General features: G+C 72.4%; 15 protein-coding genes. 8 read left to right on the top strand and 7 right to left on the bottom strand.

All coding sequences use genetic code 11. The annotated features are described in order from the left end of the window. Positions 1 to 129: 129 nt before the first annotated feature. Positions 130 to 1,122, bottom strand: a complete 993-nt coding sequence (gene rfbB / locus AOM05_RS03090) for a dTDP-glucose 4,6-dehydratase (protein WP_062519329.1) — start codon at positions 1,120 to 1,122, stop codon at positions 130 to 132. After that, on the bottom strand, positions 1,119 to 2,012 hold the full coding sequence (gene rfbA, locus AOM05_RS03085) for a glucose-1-phosphate thymidylyltransferase RfbA (protein WP_062519327.1): 894 nt from the start codon (positions 2,010 to 2,012) through the stop codon (positions 1,119 to 1,121). The genes rfbB and rfbA overlap by 4 nt, the downstream gene beginning before the upstream one ends. A 172-nt stretch (positions 2,013 to 2,184) precedes the next feature. Here rfbA and AOM05_RS03080 point away from each other — a divergent pair, with 172 nt between their 5' ends. After that, the gene (locus AOM05_RS03080; RefSeq protein ID WP_082097250.1) at positions 2,185 to 4,623 is read left to right on the top strand and encodes a glycogen/starch/alpha-glucan phosphorylase; all 2,439 of its coding nucleotides are present in this window, start codon (positions 2,185 to 2,187) and stop codon (positions 4,621 to 4,623) included. Positions 4,624 to 4,690: 67 nt separating this feature from the next. On the opposite strand, the gene AOM05_RS03075 is transcribed toward AOM05_RS03080, so the two are convergent. From AOM05_RS03075 to AOM05_RS03060, 4 genes are all read right to left on the bottom strand, one after another. Further along, a complete protein-coding gene (locus tag AOM05_RS03075; protein ID WP_062519323.1) occupies positions 4,691 to 6,244 on the bottom strand; it encodes a peroxidase family protein in 1,554 nt (517 codons plus the stop codon). Positions 6,245 to 6,379: 135 nt separating this feature from the next. Next, on the bottom strand, positions 6,380 to 6,886 hold the full coding sequence (locus AOM05_RS03070) for a low molecular weight protein-tyrosine-phosphatase (protein WP_062519321.1): 507 nt from the start codon (positions 6,884 to 6,886) through the stop codon (positions 6,380 to 6,382). A 7-nt stretch (positions 6,887 to 6,893) separates the two neighbouring features. Then, positions 6,894 to 8,462 carry a CYTH and CHAD domain-containing protein gene (locus tag AOM05_RS03065; RefSeq protein WP_062519319.1) on the bottom strand — a complete coding sequence of 523 codons (1,569 nt, stop codon included), beginning with the start codon at positions 8,460 to 8,462 and terminating at the stop codon, positions 6,894 to 6,896. A 31-nt stretch (positions 8,463 to 8,493) separates the two neighbouring features. Continuing rightward, positions 8,494 to 8,868, bottom strand: coding sequence for an RNA-binding S4 domain-containing protein (locus AOM05_RS03060; RefSeq protein WP_062519317.1), 375 nt, complete (start codon positions 8,866 to 8,868; stop codon positions 8,494 to 8,496). A gap of 68 nt (positions 8,869 to 8,936) precedes the next feature. Between AOM05_RS03060 and AOM05_RS03055 the strand changes: the two genes are divergently transcribed. The 6 genes from AOM05_RS03055 to AOM05_RS03030 all read left to right on the top strand — a co-directional run bounded on the left by AOM05_RS03055 (position 8,937) and on the right by AOM05_RS03030 (position 13,346). Then, complete coding sequence (locus AOM05_RS03055; protein ID WP_062519315.1) at positions 8,937 to 9,563, top strand: hypothetical protein; 627 nt, start codon at positions 8,937 to 8,939, stop codon at positions 9,561 to 9,563. A 157-nt stretch (positions 9,564 to 9,720) separates the two neighbouring features. Beyond that, complete coding sequence (locus AOM05_RS03050) at positions 9,721 to 10,818, top strand: threonine aldolase family protein (RefSeq protein WP_062519313.1); 1,098 nt, start codon at positions 9,721 to 9,723, stop codon at positions 10,816 to 10,818. Further along, the gene (locus AOM05_RS03045) at positions 10,818 to 11,204 is read left to right on the top strand and encodes a YchJ family protein (RefSeq protein WP_062519311.1); all 387 of its coding nucleotides are present in this window, start codon (positions 10,818 to 10,820) and stop codon (positions 11,202 to 11,204) included. Before AOM05_RS03050 ends, AOM05_RS03045 begins: the two co-directional genes overlap by 1 nt. Positions 11,205 to 11,336: 132 nt before the next feature. Then, on the top strand, positions 11,337 to 12,554 hold the full coding sequence (locus AOM05_RS03040; RefSeq protein WP_439644554.1) for an inorganic phosphate transporter: 1,218 nt from the start codon (positions 11,337 to 11,339) through the stop codon (positions 12,552 to 12,554). Next, complete coding sequence (locus tag AOM05_RS03035; protein ID WP_062290510.1) at positions 12,551 to 12,787, top strand: hypothetical protein; 237 nt, start codon at positions 12,551 to 12,553, stop codon at positions 12,785 to 12,787. The genes AOM05_RS03040 and AOM05_RS03035 overlap by 4 nt, the downstream gene beginning before the upstream one ends. A gap of 7 nt (positions 12,788 to 12,794) precedes the next feature. After that, positions 12,795 to 13,346 carry a GNAT family N-acetyltransferase gene (locus tag AOM05_RS03030; protein WP_062519309.1) on the top strand — a complete coding sequence of 184 codons (552 nt, stop codon included), beginning with the start codon at positions 12,795 to 12,797 and terminating at the stop codon, positions 13,344 to 13,346. A gap of 12 nt (positions 13,347 to 13,358) precedes the next feature. Here the strand turns inward: AOM05_RS03030 and AOM05_RS03025 are convergent, their stop codons facing one another. Then, a complete protein-coding gene (locus AOM05_RS03025) occupies positions 13,359 to 14,090 on the bottom strand; it encodes a sulfite exporter TauE/SafE family protein (RefSeq protein ID WP_062519307.1) in 732 nt (243 codons plus the stop codon). 332 nt (positions 14,091 to 14,422) lie between these two features. Between AOM05_RS03025 and AOM05_RS03020 the strand changes: the two genes are divergently transcribed. Next, the gene (locus AOM05_RS03020; protein WP_062519305.1) at positions 14,423 to 14,953 is read left to right on the top strand and encodes a hypothetical protein; all 531 of its coding nucleotides are present in this window, start codon (positions 14,423 to 14,425) and stop codon (positions 14,951 to 14,953) included. Positions 14,954 to 15,185 lie beyond the last annotated feature (232 nt).

The following is a 15,185-nucleotide window of genomic DNA, read 5'->3' as shown; positions in this document are numbered from 1 at the left end:
CGCTTGCGGCCAGTCTCCACACGCCGACCCGCGTGGGAGCGCTCCCGCGGTGCCACTCGCGTCGCATCGCCCGGCCAGCACGCGTGCAGTTGCAGAATCCGTGTGGAGTCTGGTCGCCGGGGAGCCGCGCTAGCGACCCAGGCGCTGGTACCTGAGCTCGGTCTCGAGCTTCTGGGGCCGCCACCAGGATTCGTGCTCGCGGTACCAGTCGATGGTCGCGGCGAGGCCGGCGCGGAAGTCGCCGTAGACGGGCTCCCAGCCCAGCTCCTCGCGCAGCCGGGTGGCGTCGATCGCGTAGCGGAGGTCGTGGCCGGGGCGGTCGGCGACGTGCTCGAAGTCGTCGGGCGCGTGGCCCATGAGCTCGAGGACGGTGGCGATGACGACCTTGTTGGACGTCTCGCCGTCGGCGCCGATGAGATAGGTCTCCCCGATCCGGCCGGACTCGAGGATGGTCCACACCGCCCGGTTGTGGTCGTCGACGTGGATCCAGTCGCGCACGTTCAGGCCAGCGCCGTAGAGCTTGGGCCGCACCCCGTCGATGAGGTTGGTGATCTGGCGCGGGATGAACTTCTCCACGTGCTGGAAGGGCCCGTAGTTGTTCGAGCAGTTCGACAGGGTCGCCTCGAGCCCGAAGGAGCGCACCCAGGCCCGCACCAGCAGGTCCGATCCGGCCTTCGACGCCGAGTACGGCGAGCTCGGGTTGTAGGGGGTGTCCGGCGTGAACTTCTCGGGGGTGTCCAAGGGCAGGTCGCCGTAGACCTCGTCGGTGGAGACGTGGTGGAAGCGCACGCCGTGGCGGCGAGCGGCCTCGAGCAGCTGGAACGTGCCCACCAGGTTGGTGTGGATGAAGGGCGACGGGTCGTCCAGCGAGTTGTCGTTGTGGGACTCCGCGGCGAAGTGCACCACCGCGTCCGCCTCGCGCACCAGCGCGTCGACCATCTCCGGATCCGCGATGTCGCCCTTGATCAGCGTCACCCGCGGATCCTCGGGCACCGAGGCCGCGTTGCCCGCGTACGTGAGCAGGTCCAGCACCGTGACCTCGACGTCCGGCCGCGTCTCGAGGGTGAGCCGCACGAAGTTCGCGCCGATGAACCCCGCTCCACCGGTGACCAGCAGCCTCACCGGGCCGCCTCCGCGGCGCCGGCGCGCTCGCGCGCGAGCAGGTCCAGCAGGTACCTGCCGTAGCCGGACTTGACCAGCCCCTCGGCCCGCGAGCGCAGCTCGTCATCGGACAGGAAGCCGCGGCGCCACGCGATCTCCTCGGGCGCCCCGATCTTGAGGCCCTGGCGGCGCTCGACGGCCTGCACGAACTGGCTGGCCTCGAGCAGAGAGTCGAACGTCCCCGTGTCGAGCCACGCCGTGCCGCGCGGCAGCACCTCGACGTGGAGGCGTCCGCGGGACAGGTACTCGCGGTTGACGTCGGTGATCTCGTACTCGCCGCGCGCGGAGGGCCGGACGGAGCGCGCGATCTCCACCACGTCGTTGTCGTAGAAGTAGAGGCCGGGCACCGCGAACTCGGAGCGCGGCCGCTTGGGCTTCTCCTCGAGCGACAGCGCGCGCCCGGAGGAGTCGAACTCGACCACGCCGTACGCCTTCGGGTCGGCGACGCGGTACGCGAAGATCGCGCCGCCCTCGACCTCCGCGAAGCGCTGGAGGTGCAGGCCCAGGCCGGGTCCGTAGAACACGTTGTCCCCGAGCACCAGCGCGACCTTCTGGTCGCCGATGAAGTCCGCGCCGATGGTGAACGCCTGCGCCAGCCCGCCCGGCGTGGGCTGCTCCGCGTACTCGAGCCGGATCCCGAACTGCGAGCCGTCGCCCAGGAGCCGGCGGAACTGCGGGAGGTCGTGCGGCGTGGAGATCACCAGGATCTCGCTGATGCCCGCGAGGAGCAGCGTCGACAGCGGGTAGTAGACGAGCGGCTTGTCGTACACCGGCACCAGCTGCTTGGAGATGCCCTGCGTGATGGGGTGCAGGCGCGTCCCTGAGCCGCCCGCGAGGATGATGCCGCGCATGGGCGCCAGTCTGCCGTGCCGGGACTGTGCGGCGCCACCGGCCGTACGGCACCCGGCCCGCGCATCGTCCCCGGTTACGAGCGTGCACGCGAATGTTAAATGTGTGCGACGGGCTCTCCGCCTGGGACCGTTAACGCTTACATTGGCCAGTGTGAACGACTTCCCGCCTCCCATGGCCGCTCCCGATCACTCCGTCGAGGCCTTCACCTGGCACTTCCTCCACGAGATCAACTTCGGGCAGGGCGTCGACCTCTACCGCGCGTCGACCAACGACAAGTACCTCGCGCTGGCCCGCACCGTGCGCCACTACCTGGCGGCGCGCTGGCTGGTGAACCTGCGTCAGCAGTTCAACGAGCAGAACAAGTCCGTCGCCTACCTGTCCGCGGAGTTCCTGCTGGGCCCGCAGCTGGAGAACAACCTGCTCGCGGCGGGCCTCGAGGACATCGCGGCGGAGTCGCTGCGCCAGCTCGGGATCGACCTGGACGAGCTGCGCGACGTCGAGGTGGAGCCCGGCCTGGGCAACGGCGGCCTGGGCCGCCTGGCCGCATGCTTCATCGACTCGCTCGCCACCCTCAACGTGACCTCGGTGGGCTACGGCATCCGCTACGAGTACGGCATCTTCCGCCAGACGTTCGTGGACGGCAAGCAGGTGGAGAAGCCCGACAACTGGCTCGGGCTGGGCTCGCCGTGGGAGATCCCGCACCCCGAGAACGCGGTCGAGGTCAGCTTCGGCGGCCACGTCGAGGACGAGGACGGCGACCGCACCTGGGTGCCCGCGTGGTCCGTGCTCGGCGTGCCCTACAACTACATGGTGCCGGGCTACCTCAACGGCCGCGTCAACACGCTGCGCCTGTGGAGCGCGGAGGCGACCAAGGCGTTCGACCTCAAGATCTTCAACGCCGGCGACTACGCGGAGGCCGTGCGCGCGCAGACGTTCGCGGAGAACATCTCCAAGGTGCTCTACCCGGAGGACTCGACGCCGCAGGGCAAGGAGCTGCGCCTCCAGCAGCAATATTTCTTTGTCGCCTGCTCGCTGCGCGACTTCATCGAGAACGTGCTGCCCGACGACTTCGACCTCACGCACCTGCCCGAGCGGATCGTCTTCCAGCTCAACGACACGCACCCCGTGATCGCGGTGCCGGAGCTCATGCGGCTCCTCATCGACGAGCGCGGCTGGGAGTGGGACGCCGCCTGGGCCGTCACGCAGCAGGTGTTCGCGTACACGTGCCACACGCTGCTGCCGGAGGCGCTCGAGGTGTGGTCCGTGGACCTGCTCGGCCGCCTGCTGCCGCGCCACCTCGAGATCATCTACCGGATCAACGAGGAGTTCCTCGAGGAGGTCCGCGAGGCCTACCCGGGCGACGAGCTGCGCGTGCGCCGCATGTCGATCGTGGCGGAGCAGCCCGAGCGGGCCATCCGGATGGCGCACCTCGCGACCGTCGCCGGGTCCAAGGTCAACGGCGTCGCGGAGCTGCACTCGCAGCTGCTCGCCGACAAGGTGCTCCACGACTTCGCGGAGCTGTGGCCCGAGAAGTTCACCAACGTCACCAACGGCGTCACGCCCCGCCGGTTCGTGCGCCTCGCGAACCCGAGCCTCTCGGGCCTCATCACGGAGGCGATCGGCGACGGCTGGGTGACGGACCTCGAGCAGCTGCGCGGCCTCGAGCCGTTCGCGGAGGACGCGGAGTTCCGCCGCCGCTTCCGCGAGGTCAAGTCCCACAACAAGCAGCGCTTCGCGGAGACTCTGTGGGTGCGCGACGGCCTCGAGCTCGCCGGCGACGGCATGGTCGACGCGATGGTCAAGCGCCTTCACGAGTACAAGCGCCAGAGCCTCAAGCTGCTGCACATCGTGTCGCTGTACGAGGGCATCACGTCTGGCCGTGTGCCGCTCTCCTCCGTCACGCCGAGGACCTTCGTGTTCGGCGCGAAGGCGGCGCCGGGCTACGTCCGCGCCAAGGAGACCATCGAGCTCATCAACGCGGTGGGCCGCACCATCAACGAGGACAAGGCCCTCGAGGGCCGCCTCAAGGTGGTGTTCCCGCCCAACTACAACGTCACCCTCGCGGAGCGCCTCATCCCCGCCGCCGACCTGTCCGAGCAGATCTCGCTCGCCGGCAAGGAGGCCTCGGGCACGGGCAACATGAAGTTCGCGCTCAACGGCGCCCTCACGGTGGGCACCGACGACGGCGCGAACGTCGAGATCCGCCAGCTGGTGGGCGACGACAACTTCTTCCTGTTCGGCATGACCGAGCCGGAGGCGGCGGCGCTCCAGGCCAAGGGCTACGACCCGGGCAGCTGCTACGAGGCGGACCCCCAGCTCAAGGCGGCGCTCGACATGATCGTGTCCGGCGCCTTCACGGGCGGCGACCGCGGCGGCGCGGCCGGGTCGATCTTCTCCTCGCTCACGGAGCGGGACCGCTTCATGGCCCTCGCGGACTTCCGCGCCTACATGGACGCCCAGTCGCGCGTCGAGGCCGCCTACGCGGACCCCGAGGCGTGGAGCCGCTCCGCGGTCCTCAACGTCGCACGCTCGGGCTTCTTCTCCTCGGACCGGTCCATCCGCGACTACCTCGACCGCATCTGGCACGCCGAGCCGGTCCTGCCCAACTGAACCGGCGCATCGTCCCTCCCGGTCGGAGGGACGATGCGCGGGCCGGGCGCCGTACCCGGGTCGCCCGCTACTCGCCGCCCGGGAGCCCGGCCGCGGTGCCGAACGGCCCCGCCGAGAACGGCACCCCGGCGATGCGGATGATCGACGCGAGCGTCCACGGGTGCTCGGGGTTGTCCGCGCGGCCGTCGCGGTTGTCGCGGGGCCTCAGCAGCGGGTCGGAGTCGGGGGTCCAGGCGGGGTCGACCGTGAGCCACGATCCGGGGTCGCCCTTGAGCAGCCCCGCGATGGTCGCGGCGACGATGGTCGAGCCGACCGTCCCCAGCCGCCGCCCGCCCGCCATCGCCTGCGCCTCCGTGAGGACGTAGAGCCACAGCGCGTCGTGGTCCGGATCGATCGCGACGGGGCTGACGCCGAGCGCCCGCGCGACGTCGCTGCCGGAGGGCAGCCCGAAGCGCCAGCCGCGCTTGAGGTTGCGCATGGGCAGCGGCGCGTTGCCGTCGGGGAGCGCGGCGAGCGAGTTGGACACCTTGGTGTCGATCCGGTGGGCGCGCTGCGGGAAGCCCGCCTCGCCTGCGGACGTCTCCATCGGCAGGAACCAGTCCCACTCGATCGCGTTCTCGAGCGGCACGGGGCCGCCGCCGCGGAGGTCGTCGGCGCCGGCGGCCGAGGCGAAGATCGGCACGTGGGCGTCGATGCCGCGCGCGAGGTTGGTGCGGTACTCGGTGCGGATCATCGAGTGCCCGAACCGATACGCCGCCACCGAGAACTCGACCGGCATGAACGGCTGCTGCTTCCACGCGTAGAGGTCCTTGAAGCCCAGCGTGACGGGGCGCCGCCCGGTCGCGTCGGGCGCCCCGATGCGCAGCGCGTTCTCCCACACGGCGGGCTCGCAGATGCGGCGCAGGTAGTCGTGCCACACGATCCACTGGTAGAGCCAGCGCAGCGTGCGCCGGGCCCTCTCGAACGCGGTGCCGAGGTTCGCGCCGGCCTCGACCGCGCGGTCCACCAGGGCGTTGTGCGCGAGCAAGAACGCCGCCTGGAGCTGGCTGACGATCACGTTCTCGTCGTTGCGCGGGTCCCCGATGATCGCCCGGCCGTGCGGGTTGCGCGGCAGGTCCGCGAAGAACACCGGGTCCTTCGCGGTGCCCAGCCCCGGCACGCGGATCGGCTTGCCCCTGGAGTTCACGATCGCACCCATCACGAACCGCCCGCGGTGGAACAGGTACGGCTGGTCCACCGGGCCGCGCCCGTACAGGTTGTCGAGGTCCAGGCGCGGGGTGCGAAAGTTGAGCAGGCCGTTCGGGTCGTTGGCGCGGACCAGGCTCGACGCGGGGTCGAACGTGATGTCGTGGTCCACGAACTGCCCGAAGTACGTGTAGCCCGCCGGCAGCGTCCCGTCGAACGAGTCGCGGTCCTTGGCCGCCTGCGCGATCGCCACCGGGGTGCGGCCCGGCCGCTCGACCATGGTGCGGGCGAGCGCGGAGAACCGCACGTCCGCCTGCGCGTCCGTCATCGCGCCCGGCGGCCAGGCCGGCAGGTCGGGGAACAGCCGCCCGAACGGCCCCTGGTACATCCGCGAGCGCGGGGCGAGCGCCTCGATCGGGTGGTCGCCGTGGGCCATCGCAGCCCCCCTCCGTCGCGGCGCGCGTGCGGCGTCGCCTCCAGCGGTCCGGATTACACCCCGCGGGAGGGCTTCACCACCGGAGCGCCACGATGCCCCCGATAGGAGGGACGATGCGCGGGCCGAGCGGGCGCGTCACCGCTCGCCGAGGGCGCGGCGCACCTCCACGACCACGCCGTCCGCGCCCGCCTCGACCTGCGCGAGCGTGGTGCGGAAGTCCTCCATCCCGCCGTACCAGGGGTCGTCGATGTCGAGGCGGTGCTCGTCGGCGAGGCCGTCGATCGCCGGGGCCTCGGGGTCGAACTCGCGGTACATGCGGATCACCGGGCGGTCGGTGAGGTCGCGCAGCCGGCGCGCGTGGCCGGACGTCATCGCGAGCACCAGGTCGGCGCCGCCCAGGTCGGCCGCGGTGACGCGGCGGGCCGCGCGGCGCGGCACCGTGTAGCCGGCCTCGCGCAGCACCGCGGCCGCGCGCCGGTCGATCGGGTTGCCGTGCTCCTCGGAGCTCACGCCCGTGGACCACACCTCGACCCGGTCGCGCAGGCCGGCGTCCGCGAGGCGCGCCTTGAGGACCACCTCGGCGATCGGGGAGCGGCAGATGTTGCCGGTGCAGACGGTCATGATCCGGTACGGCGAGGTCATGACGCCATCATCCCGTGCCGCGGGCGGGGTCATGGTCCGGCCTGGTCCAGCCGTGCACGCGGCTGCGAGACGCGCGACGCCACGCGTCCGCATGGGCGTCGAGCGCGTGGCGGGCGCGGGCGAGCTCGCCCGCGGCGAGGACTCCGTAGGTGAAGGTCGGCTCGGGCGCCTCGATCGCGGCGGCGCGGAGGCGGTCCGCGAGCACGGTCGCGTCGCGATGGGTGCCGAGCGCGTCCTGCACCCGGTCGAGCCGGCGGGCGAACCGGCCCGCCCGATGCCCGACGGCCGGCGCGGCGGCCTCCGCCGCGTAGCGGGCGCGCTTGGCCGCCTTGCGCAGCTCATGCAGACGCTCGTCGCGATGCGCGGCCTCCGCGGCGAACGCCGCGCGGTGACGCCGCCTCACCCGTCGCCAGGACCGGCGCACCAGCCGCGGGAGCTCCTGCGCGGCCGGCAGCGCCGCGCGTGGGGTGAGCGAAGGCGCCGCCACGAACGCGTCGAGGGCGCGCAGCATCGCCAGGTACCGCTCGCCGCGCATCGCCTCGATCACCAGACGCCACGCGGCGCGGTACTCGGCGGCCGCGCCCTCGACCAGGTCCGCGCGGGCGGGGCCGTGCACCAGCGTGCCCGCGAGGCCGTCGACCGCGGCGACGAGCCGGTCGCGGCGCACCTCGGCGTCGCGCGCGACCCCCAGGACGCCGCCCCACCAGCGGAGGTCGTCGCGCAGCGGCTCCGTGACGTCCTGGTCGACCAGCGGCCGGAACGTGGCGAGCGTGGCCCGGATCCGCCGGGTCGCGATCCGCGCGCGATGCACCGCGTCGGGGCCGTCCAGCCGGACCGCGGGGTCGCGCCCCATCAGCTCCTCCACCTGCGCCCGCAGGTAGGCGAGCACCACGTCGCCCGCGGCCGCATCCGCCGCCGTCGCGCCCGCCAGAGTCCCGTCCACCGCGAGGCCGGCCGGCGGCGCCGCGCCGGGCAGCACCCGCGCGAGCTTCGAGGGCGCCGCAGCCAGGGCCGCCCCCGCGCCCACCAGGACGTCGACGGCCAGGCCCACCAGCGCATCGTCCCCGCCGGTGGCCTCGACCTCGATCTCCTCCCACGCGGTGGCGCCGTCGGAGGTGGGCGGGACGGTTGCGGAGACGCGGTCGCGCGCGACGACGGCGAGCGAGGCGCCCGCGGCGTCGCGCAGGTCCGTCACCGCGCGGCGGGTGCGCAGGCGCGCGACCGGCACCAGCGGCTCGCCCAGCGCGAGGCCCGCGACCAGCCACGAGAGATCGCGCGGCGGCGCGTCGCCCGCGCCGGCGTCGAGGGGGCGCTGGATCTCGGTGCGCGAGCCGTCGGCGGCGGGGAGTTTGAGGTGCCAGCCGGGCTCGTCGTCGCCGGTGCGGCGGCGCAGGGTGACGCCGCGGCGCAGTAGATGGTGCGCCGCGGTGTCGACGTAGAGCGCGTCGAGCTCGAGGGGGTCGAGCGCAACCGCGGCGGCGACGCCTGCGGCGCGGAGCTCCGGGGTCGGCAGCGCGGGCGGCTCCCAGCCGCGAGGCGCCTCCAGCTTGACCTCGAGCTCCCGATGCGTGCTCACCCTCCCGGTCTACCAGGTGCGGCGAGGACCGTCAGCGGGAGCTGCGGCCGCGCAGCCGGTCGATCTCGCGCCGCTCGCGCTTGGTGGGCCGGCCGGCGCCGCGGTCGCGTACCCCGAAGGCGGTCGCGAGCTCCTTGGGCGGCGGCGGCGGGCTGTGATCGATGAACGCGGCCGCCGCGACGGGCGCTCCCACGCGCTTGGTGAGCAGCTGGCGCACCTCGGCGATGCGCACGCGCTCGCCGCCGCGCACCTCGACCATGCTGCCGACGCCCACCTTCTGCGCCGGCTTGGCCCGCTCGCCGTCGATGCGCACGTGGCCGGCGCGGCAGGCGGCGGTGGCCTGCGACCGCGTCTTGTACAGGCGCACCGCCCACACCCACGCGTCCACCCGCACCGACTCGGCCATCCTGCGAGGGTACGCCGGTGCCCGCGCAACCGCCGCATCGTCCCTGGAAGGCGCCTAGGCTGGGAGCCATGGACACCGTGCTCGAGGTCATCGGCTGGGCGGGCACCATCCTGGTGGTGGTCTCGCTCACGCAGTCACGCGTGATGCGCTTCCGGTGGATGAACCTCATCGGATCGCTGCTCGCGACGGTCTACAACGGCGTGATCGGGATCTGGCCGTTCTTCGCGATGAACCTCGCGATCAGCATCATCAACACGTACTGGATCATCCGGCTCAACCGCGAGCGTCACGACCCGGGCGTGTACAAGGTGCTCCCCGTGGACCCGGAGGACCCGTTCCTCCAGCACGTCCTCGCGGTGCACGCGAAGGACATCGCGGCGCACCAGCCCGACTTCACCGCGCGGGCCCTGGGCGCGGCGCGGCGCGCGACCTTCCTGGTGACGCGCGGCGACGAGGCCGTGGGCGTGGTCGCCGTGCGCGACGAGGGCGGCGGCACCGGCCTGGTCGAGCTCGACTGGGTCAAGCCGCGGTTCCGGGACTTCACGCCGGGCGAGTTCGTCTACCGCGACTCCGGCGTGCTCACGGCGGCGGGCTTCCGGCGCGTGGAGATCGAGACCCACGAGGCGCTCGACCGGGAGTACATCCGCAAGGTGGGCTTCCGGACGCAGGGGAAGCGCTGGGTCCGCGACCTCTGACCGCCCCGAGTTCGCTGCGCACGGACTCACCGGGGACGATGCGGCGTGTCGGCCGGTCCGGGCGGCTCGGCCCGGCGTGTCGCGGGCCCGACCGTGCTGAGCGAATTCGGGACGGCGCCGGGACGGCACCCAGACCATGCCGTGACAGACTTCAGAGGTGAACCGCACCGTCCATTTCGCGTCCGACAACTACGCCTCCGTCCACCCCGAGATCATGGCGGCCCTGGCCCAGGCCAACGCCGGTCATGACGTGGCCTACGGCGCCGACGCCGCCACCGCGGCCTTCGACGCGGCCATCGCCTCCACGTTCGGCGATCAAGCGCTCGGCTTCCCGGTGTTCAACGGCACCGGCGCGAACATCGTGTCACTCATGGCGCTCAGCCCCCGCTGGGGCGGGATCGTCGCCTCGGAGCACGCGCACATCAACGTCGACGAGAACGGCGCCCCCGAGCGCGTGGGCGGGCTGAAGATCCTGCCGCTGCCCTCGACGGACGGCCGCATCTCCGCGGATCAGCTCGCGCGCTACGCCGGCGACCTGGGCGACGAGCACCGCGCGCAGCCCGTGGTGCTGTCCGTCACGCAGTCCACGGAGCTCGGCACCGTCTACTCGCTCGAGCAGATGGCGGAGCTCACGTACGCCGCGCACGAGCTCGGCATGCGCGTCCACCTCGACGGCGCGCGCATCGCGAACGCCGCGGCCGCGCTCGGGGTGAGCCTGCGCGAGGCCACCGCCGGCGCGGACGTGCTGTCCTTCGGCGGCACCAAGAACGGCGCCATGCTCGGCGAGGCCGTGGTGGTCCTCGCGGAGGACCTCCGTGACTCGCTCGCGCACGACCTCCCGTACCTGCGCAAGCAGACCATGCAGCTGGGCTCCAAGATGCGCTACGTCTCCACGCAGCTCACCACGCTGCTCACCGCCACGGACCTCGCGGGCGACGCGCTGTGGCTGCGCAACGCCCGTCACGCCAACGCGATGGCCACGCGCCTGCGCGCAGCGCTCGCGCCGCTCGAGGCCGCGGGCGCCCTGCGTTTCACGCAGGACACCGAGTCCAACGCGGTGTTCGTCGAGCTGCCGCAGGCCTCCGCCGACGCCGTGCGCGCGGACTTCCGCTTCTACGACTGGCAGCCCGGCGCGACGCCCGGCACCGTCGAGGCGCGCTGGATGTGCGCGTGGGACACCACCGCGGAGGACGTCGACGGCTTCACCGCCGCCGTCACCCGCGCGCTCGAGGCCGCGCCGGCGGGGTCGCGCTGATGGCCGCCGCCTGCCCGTGCGGCTCGGGGACGGCCTTCGCCGAGTGCTGCCGCCCCTACCTGCGCGGGGAGGCTGACGCCCCCACCGCGGAGGCGCTCATGCGCTCCCGCTACACCGCGTACGTGCGCCGCGACGCGGACTACCTCGCGCGCACGTGGCACCCGTCGACCCGCCCGCTGGACCTCGCCGCGGGCCTCGAGGACGTCGAGTGGCGCGGCCTGGAGGTCCTGGCCGCCACGGGCGGCCTCGAGGGGGACGATGCGGGGACCGTCACCTTCGTCGCGCACCACGCCGCGGGGGTGCTCGCGATGGACGCGCTGCGCGAGACCAGCAGGTTCGTGCGGGAGAACGGAACCTGGCTCTACGTCGACGGTGACGTGACGTAGGACTCACGCCGCGCATCGTCCCTCCTAGATGGGCCATGCGACGCGAAAGGGGACACCCGAAGGGTGCCCCCAGGGGCACTCCGTGACGATGTGCCCACACACCACCCCCGAGAAACCGTCACAATGGAGCCCGTGACCGAGTCCCTCCTCCTTCTGGTGGTAGTCGCGACCGCACTCGCGTTCGACTTCACCAACGGCTTCCACGACACCGGGAACGCGATGGCCACGTCCATCGCCACCCGCGCACTCAAGCCCAAGCAGGCAGTCCTGCTGTCCGCCTCCCTCAACCTCGTGGGCGCGTTCCTGTCGCTCACCGTCGCGGCGACCATCGCGACCGGGATCGTGGACGCGGACGTGGTGACGCTGGGCGTGGTGCTCGCCGGCCTGGCCGGCGGCATCATCTGGAACCTCGTGACATGGCTGTTGGGGCTGCCATCGAGCTCCTCGCATGCGCTGATCGGCGGAGTGGTGGGCGCCGTGCTCGCCGCCGCGGGCGCGCAGGGGGTGCTGTGGGACGGCCTCATCTCGAAGGTGCTCATCCCCGCGCTGATCGCCCCGATCGTCGCGATCGCCGTCGCCTCGGTGGGCACGCGCCTGGTGACGCGGTTCACCCGCGATGTCGAGCAGGACAGCAACGACCGCCTGTTCCGCTGGGGTCAGATCGGGTCCGCCTCGCTGGTCTCGCTCGCGCACGGCACCAACGACGCGCAGAAGTCGATGGGCATCATCCTGCTCGCGCTGATCGCCGCGGGCGCCGTCCCCGAGGACTCGGGCGTCCCGTTCTGGGTGATCCTGTCCTGCGCCCTCGCGATGGCGCTGGGCACGTACCTGGGCGGCTGGCGCGTGATCCGCACGCTGGGCAAGGGCCTGGTCGAGCTCGAGTCGCGCCAGGGCATGGCCGCGGAGACCTCCTCCGCCGCGGTGATCCTGCTGTCCAGCCACTTCGGCTACTCGCTGTCCACCACGCACGTCGCGACCGGCTCGATCCTGGGCTCGGGCGTGGGCATGAAGGGCGCCTCGGTGCGCTGGTCCGTCGCGGGCCGCATGTTCCTCGCGTGGCTCATCACCGTCCCGTGCGCGGGCCTGGTGGGCGCCGCAGCCTACGGCCTGGGCGCCGTGGTCGGCGGGGGCGTCGGGTCGTTCGTGGTGTTCGGCGCGCTGATCGCCGTGTCGGGCGCCATCTGGTACATGTCCAAGAAGGAGCCCGTGGGCCACCACAACGTCAACGACGAGTGGGCGCCCCAGGAGGACAACGAGTCGATCCTCGCCGAGTCGGTGGTCGACCACAACATGAAGCTCATGCGCGTGTCCAAGAAGGGCAAGCGCCGCAAGGTGAAGGGCATGCGATGAGCCAGTACATCGAATGGGACGCGCTGGGGAACATCGTCCTGTGGGGCCTGATCGTGGGCGCCGGCCTGCCGACGCTGTTCGCGCTGGGCGTCCGCGCCGTCGAGGGCCCCGGAGCCCGCGACGAGGAGGGGCACATCCCCACCTTCCGCAAGATCCTGGGCGGCCTGTGCTTCGGGATCGCGGCGCTCGCCGTGGTGGGCGCGATCGCGTACATCGCCGCCGGCGGGCACTGAGCCGCCCGTGACCTCCACCCTGGTGGCGCGTGAGGCCACCGGCGCGGACGTGCCGGCGCTGGTCGCCGTCGCCGCCGAGACCTTCCCGCTGGCCTGCCCGCCGGACACCGACCCGGAGGCCATCCGCGTCCACGTGCGCGACCGCCTGGGCGTGCCGGCGTTCACGGGATGGGTCGCGGACCCCGCGGCGACCGTGGTGGTCGCGGAGGACGCAGCGGGGGTCCAGGGCTACGCCCTGATCGTCACGGGACGATGCGAGGACGCGGGGACCTCGGAGACGCTGGCGGGGGTCGGGGTGGACACCGCGCGCGTCCACGAGCTGTCGAAGATCTACGTGCGCTCCGCCGCCCAGGGAGGCGGAGCGGCCCGCACGCTGCTCGAGGCCGCCCTGGCCCGGGCATCGTCCACCCACGGCGACCTGTCCACGTGGCTGGGCACCAACGTCGCGAACGCGCGGGCGCAGGCGTTCTACGCGAAGGCCGGGTTCGAGGTGGTCGGGCGCCGCACCTACATGGTGGGCGGGCAGGAGCACTTCGACGTGGTGATGCTGCGGCGGTGACGCCGGCGAGGCTCAGATCACCAGATAGAGGGCCCCGATGACGGTGAGGACGATGACGACGCGGTCGAAGACCTCCTGATCGATGCGCTCGGCGAGCATCCTGCCGCAGACGGCGCCCGCGAGCACCGCGGGGACGAGCACCAGGTCCAGCAGCACCCCCGCCGGCGTGAGCAGGCCGAGCGAGATCGAGAAGGGCAGCTTCGCGATGTTCACGATCGCGAAGAACCAGGCCGCGGTCCCCAGGAAGGTCTTGACGGGCAGCCGGGCCGCGAGGAAGTACATCGACATGACGGGACCGCCGGCGTTCGCGACCATCGTGGTGAAGCCGCCCAGGGTGCCGTAGAGGATCCGCCCTCCGTGGGGCGTGCTCCGAGCGCCGGCTCGGCGCCTCCACAGCGTGAATGCGATCAGGAGCAGGAGCGTCACCCCGATCACCCGCCGCACCGCGGCGTCGTTCGCGAGCGCCAGGAACGCCACGCCCGCCAGGACTCCGGCGATCACCGCGGGCACCAGGCGGATCAGGGCGTTCCAGTCGGCGTGGCGGCGGTACGCCCACAGCGCGAACATGTCGCCGACGATGAGCAGCACCAGCAGGGTGCCGGTCGACTGACGTGCCGGCAGCACCGCCGCGAACGCGGCGATCGCCAGGGTGGACGCGCCCGGCAGCGCGGTCTTGGAGATGCCGACCACCGCCGCCGCGGCGGCGAGGAGCACCCATGCCGCTGCGGAGAGCTCGGGAAGCACCTACTCGCCCCTCACGTGGGTCGGCGCGGGCGATCGGCCTCGGCTGCTGCGATGCATCGACCCTCCTCGTATGTGCGCCACGCCCGGCACGTACGCGGCACCCCCGCCGCAAGGTACAGGACCGGACGCCCCGGGAGGGGGCAGGAGCGCTCCGACGCGGCGATGGCGTGGCGTCATACCTGCTATGTTGCGCTTGACCCGCGGGCGCGGCGGAGCTCACTCACACCTGGGGGGAACACATGCGTCATTGGGGGAGCACGCTCGCGGTCACGGCGATGTCAGTGCTGCTCGTTGCGGGATGCGCCAACGGACCCCGTGAACACGCCCGGCCGTTGTCCGACGTCCTGGGATCCACCCAGGCGCTCGAGGGCGATCCCGTCGACGACCTGGCCGAGCTCGCCGACCGAGCCGACATCGTGGTGACGGGACGCATCTCCGCGATCGAAGTGTCGGCGGCGACGTTCGCCACGCCCGACCCGGCCACCCCCGAGGCCGTTTACGGCGGCCAGGTCCTCACCGCCACCGTCGATCCCGCCGACGGTGAACGCATACTGAGGGTCGAGTTCATCCACCAGTTCTCCGGAGACCACGCGCTGCGCGACCAGCGCGATGTCCTCATCCCCGACGAGGACCTGGTGCTCGCGCTCGTTCCGACGGGCGACCCCGACGGTGAGACGTACCGCTGCGTTGCCGACGCGTCGTGGTGCCCGCTCCTGTGGAACGGGGAGGGCCTCGCGGCGTCGAGCGGGGACGGGGGCACCCTGCCGGTCCTCCTCGCCGACGCCGGCGGTGAGCGGTTCAGCTCGATCGATGAGGTGACGCAGGCGATGGTGCGGGGGACGGACGCCCAACTCGTGGGATGACTCGCGGCCTGATCCCCACTCCGAAGCGCGCACGATAAAGCAGGCCCCGGGGAGCCGGGGCCATTCTCGTGGTGGGTGGTTCGGACAATCCTGGTACCTGGGGTGACACCCAGGGTCGGATGTCCGTTTCCCACGGTGGTCGGTGCGATTTCCCACGGCCGTCCCACGGCGCGCTGTCGCGTTGGAGTCACGGGACCCGCGTCCGTGGCAGTCTCGGGATGACACATTCCCG

This window comes from Demequina silvatica, from assembly GCF_000971215.1.
Lineage (GTDB): Bacteria > Actinomycetota > Actinomycetes > Actinomycetales > Demequinaceae > Demequina > Demequina silvatica.
This window is presented reverse-complemented; position numbering and strand designations above follow the sequence as displayed.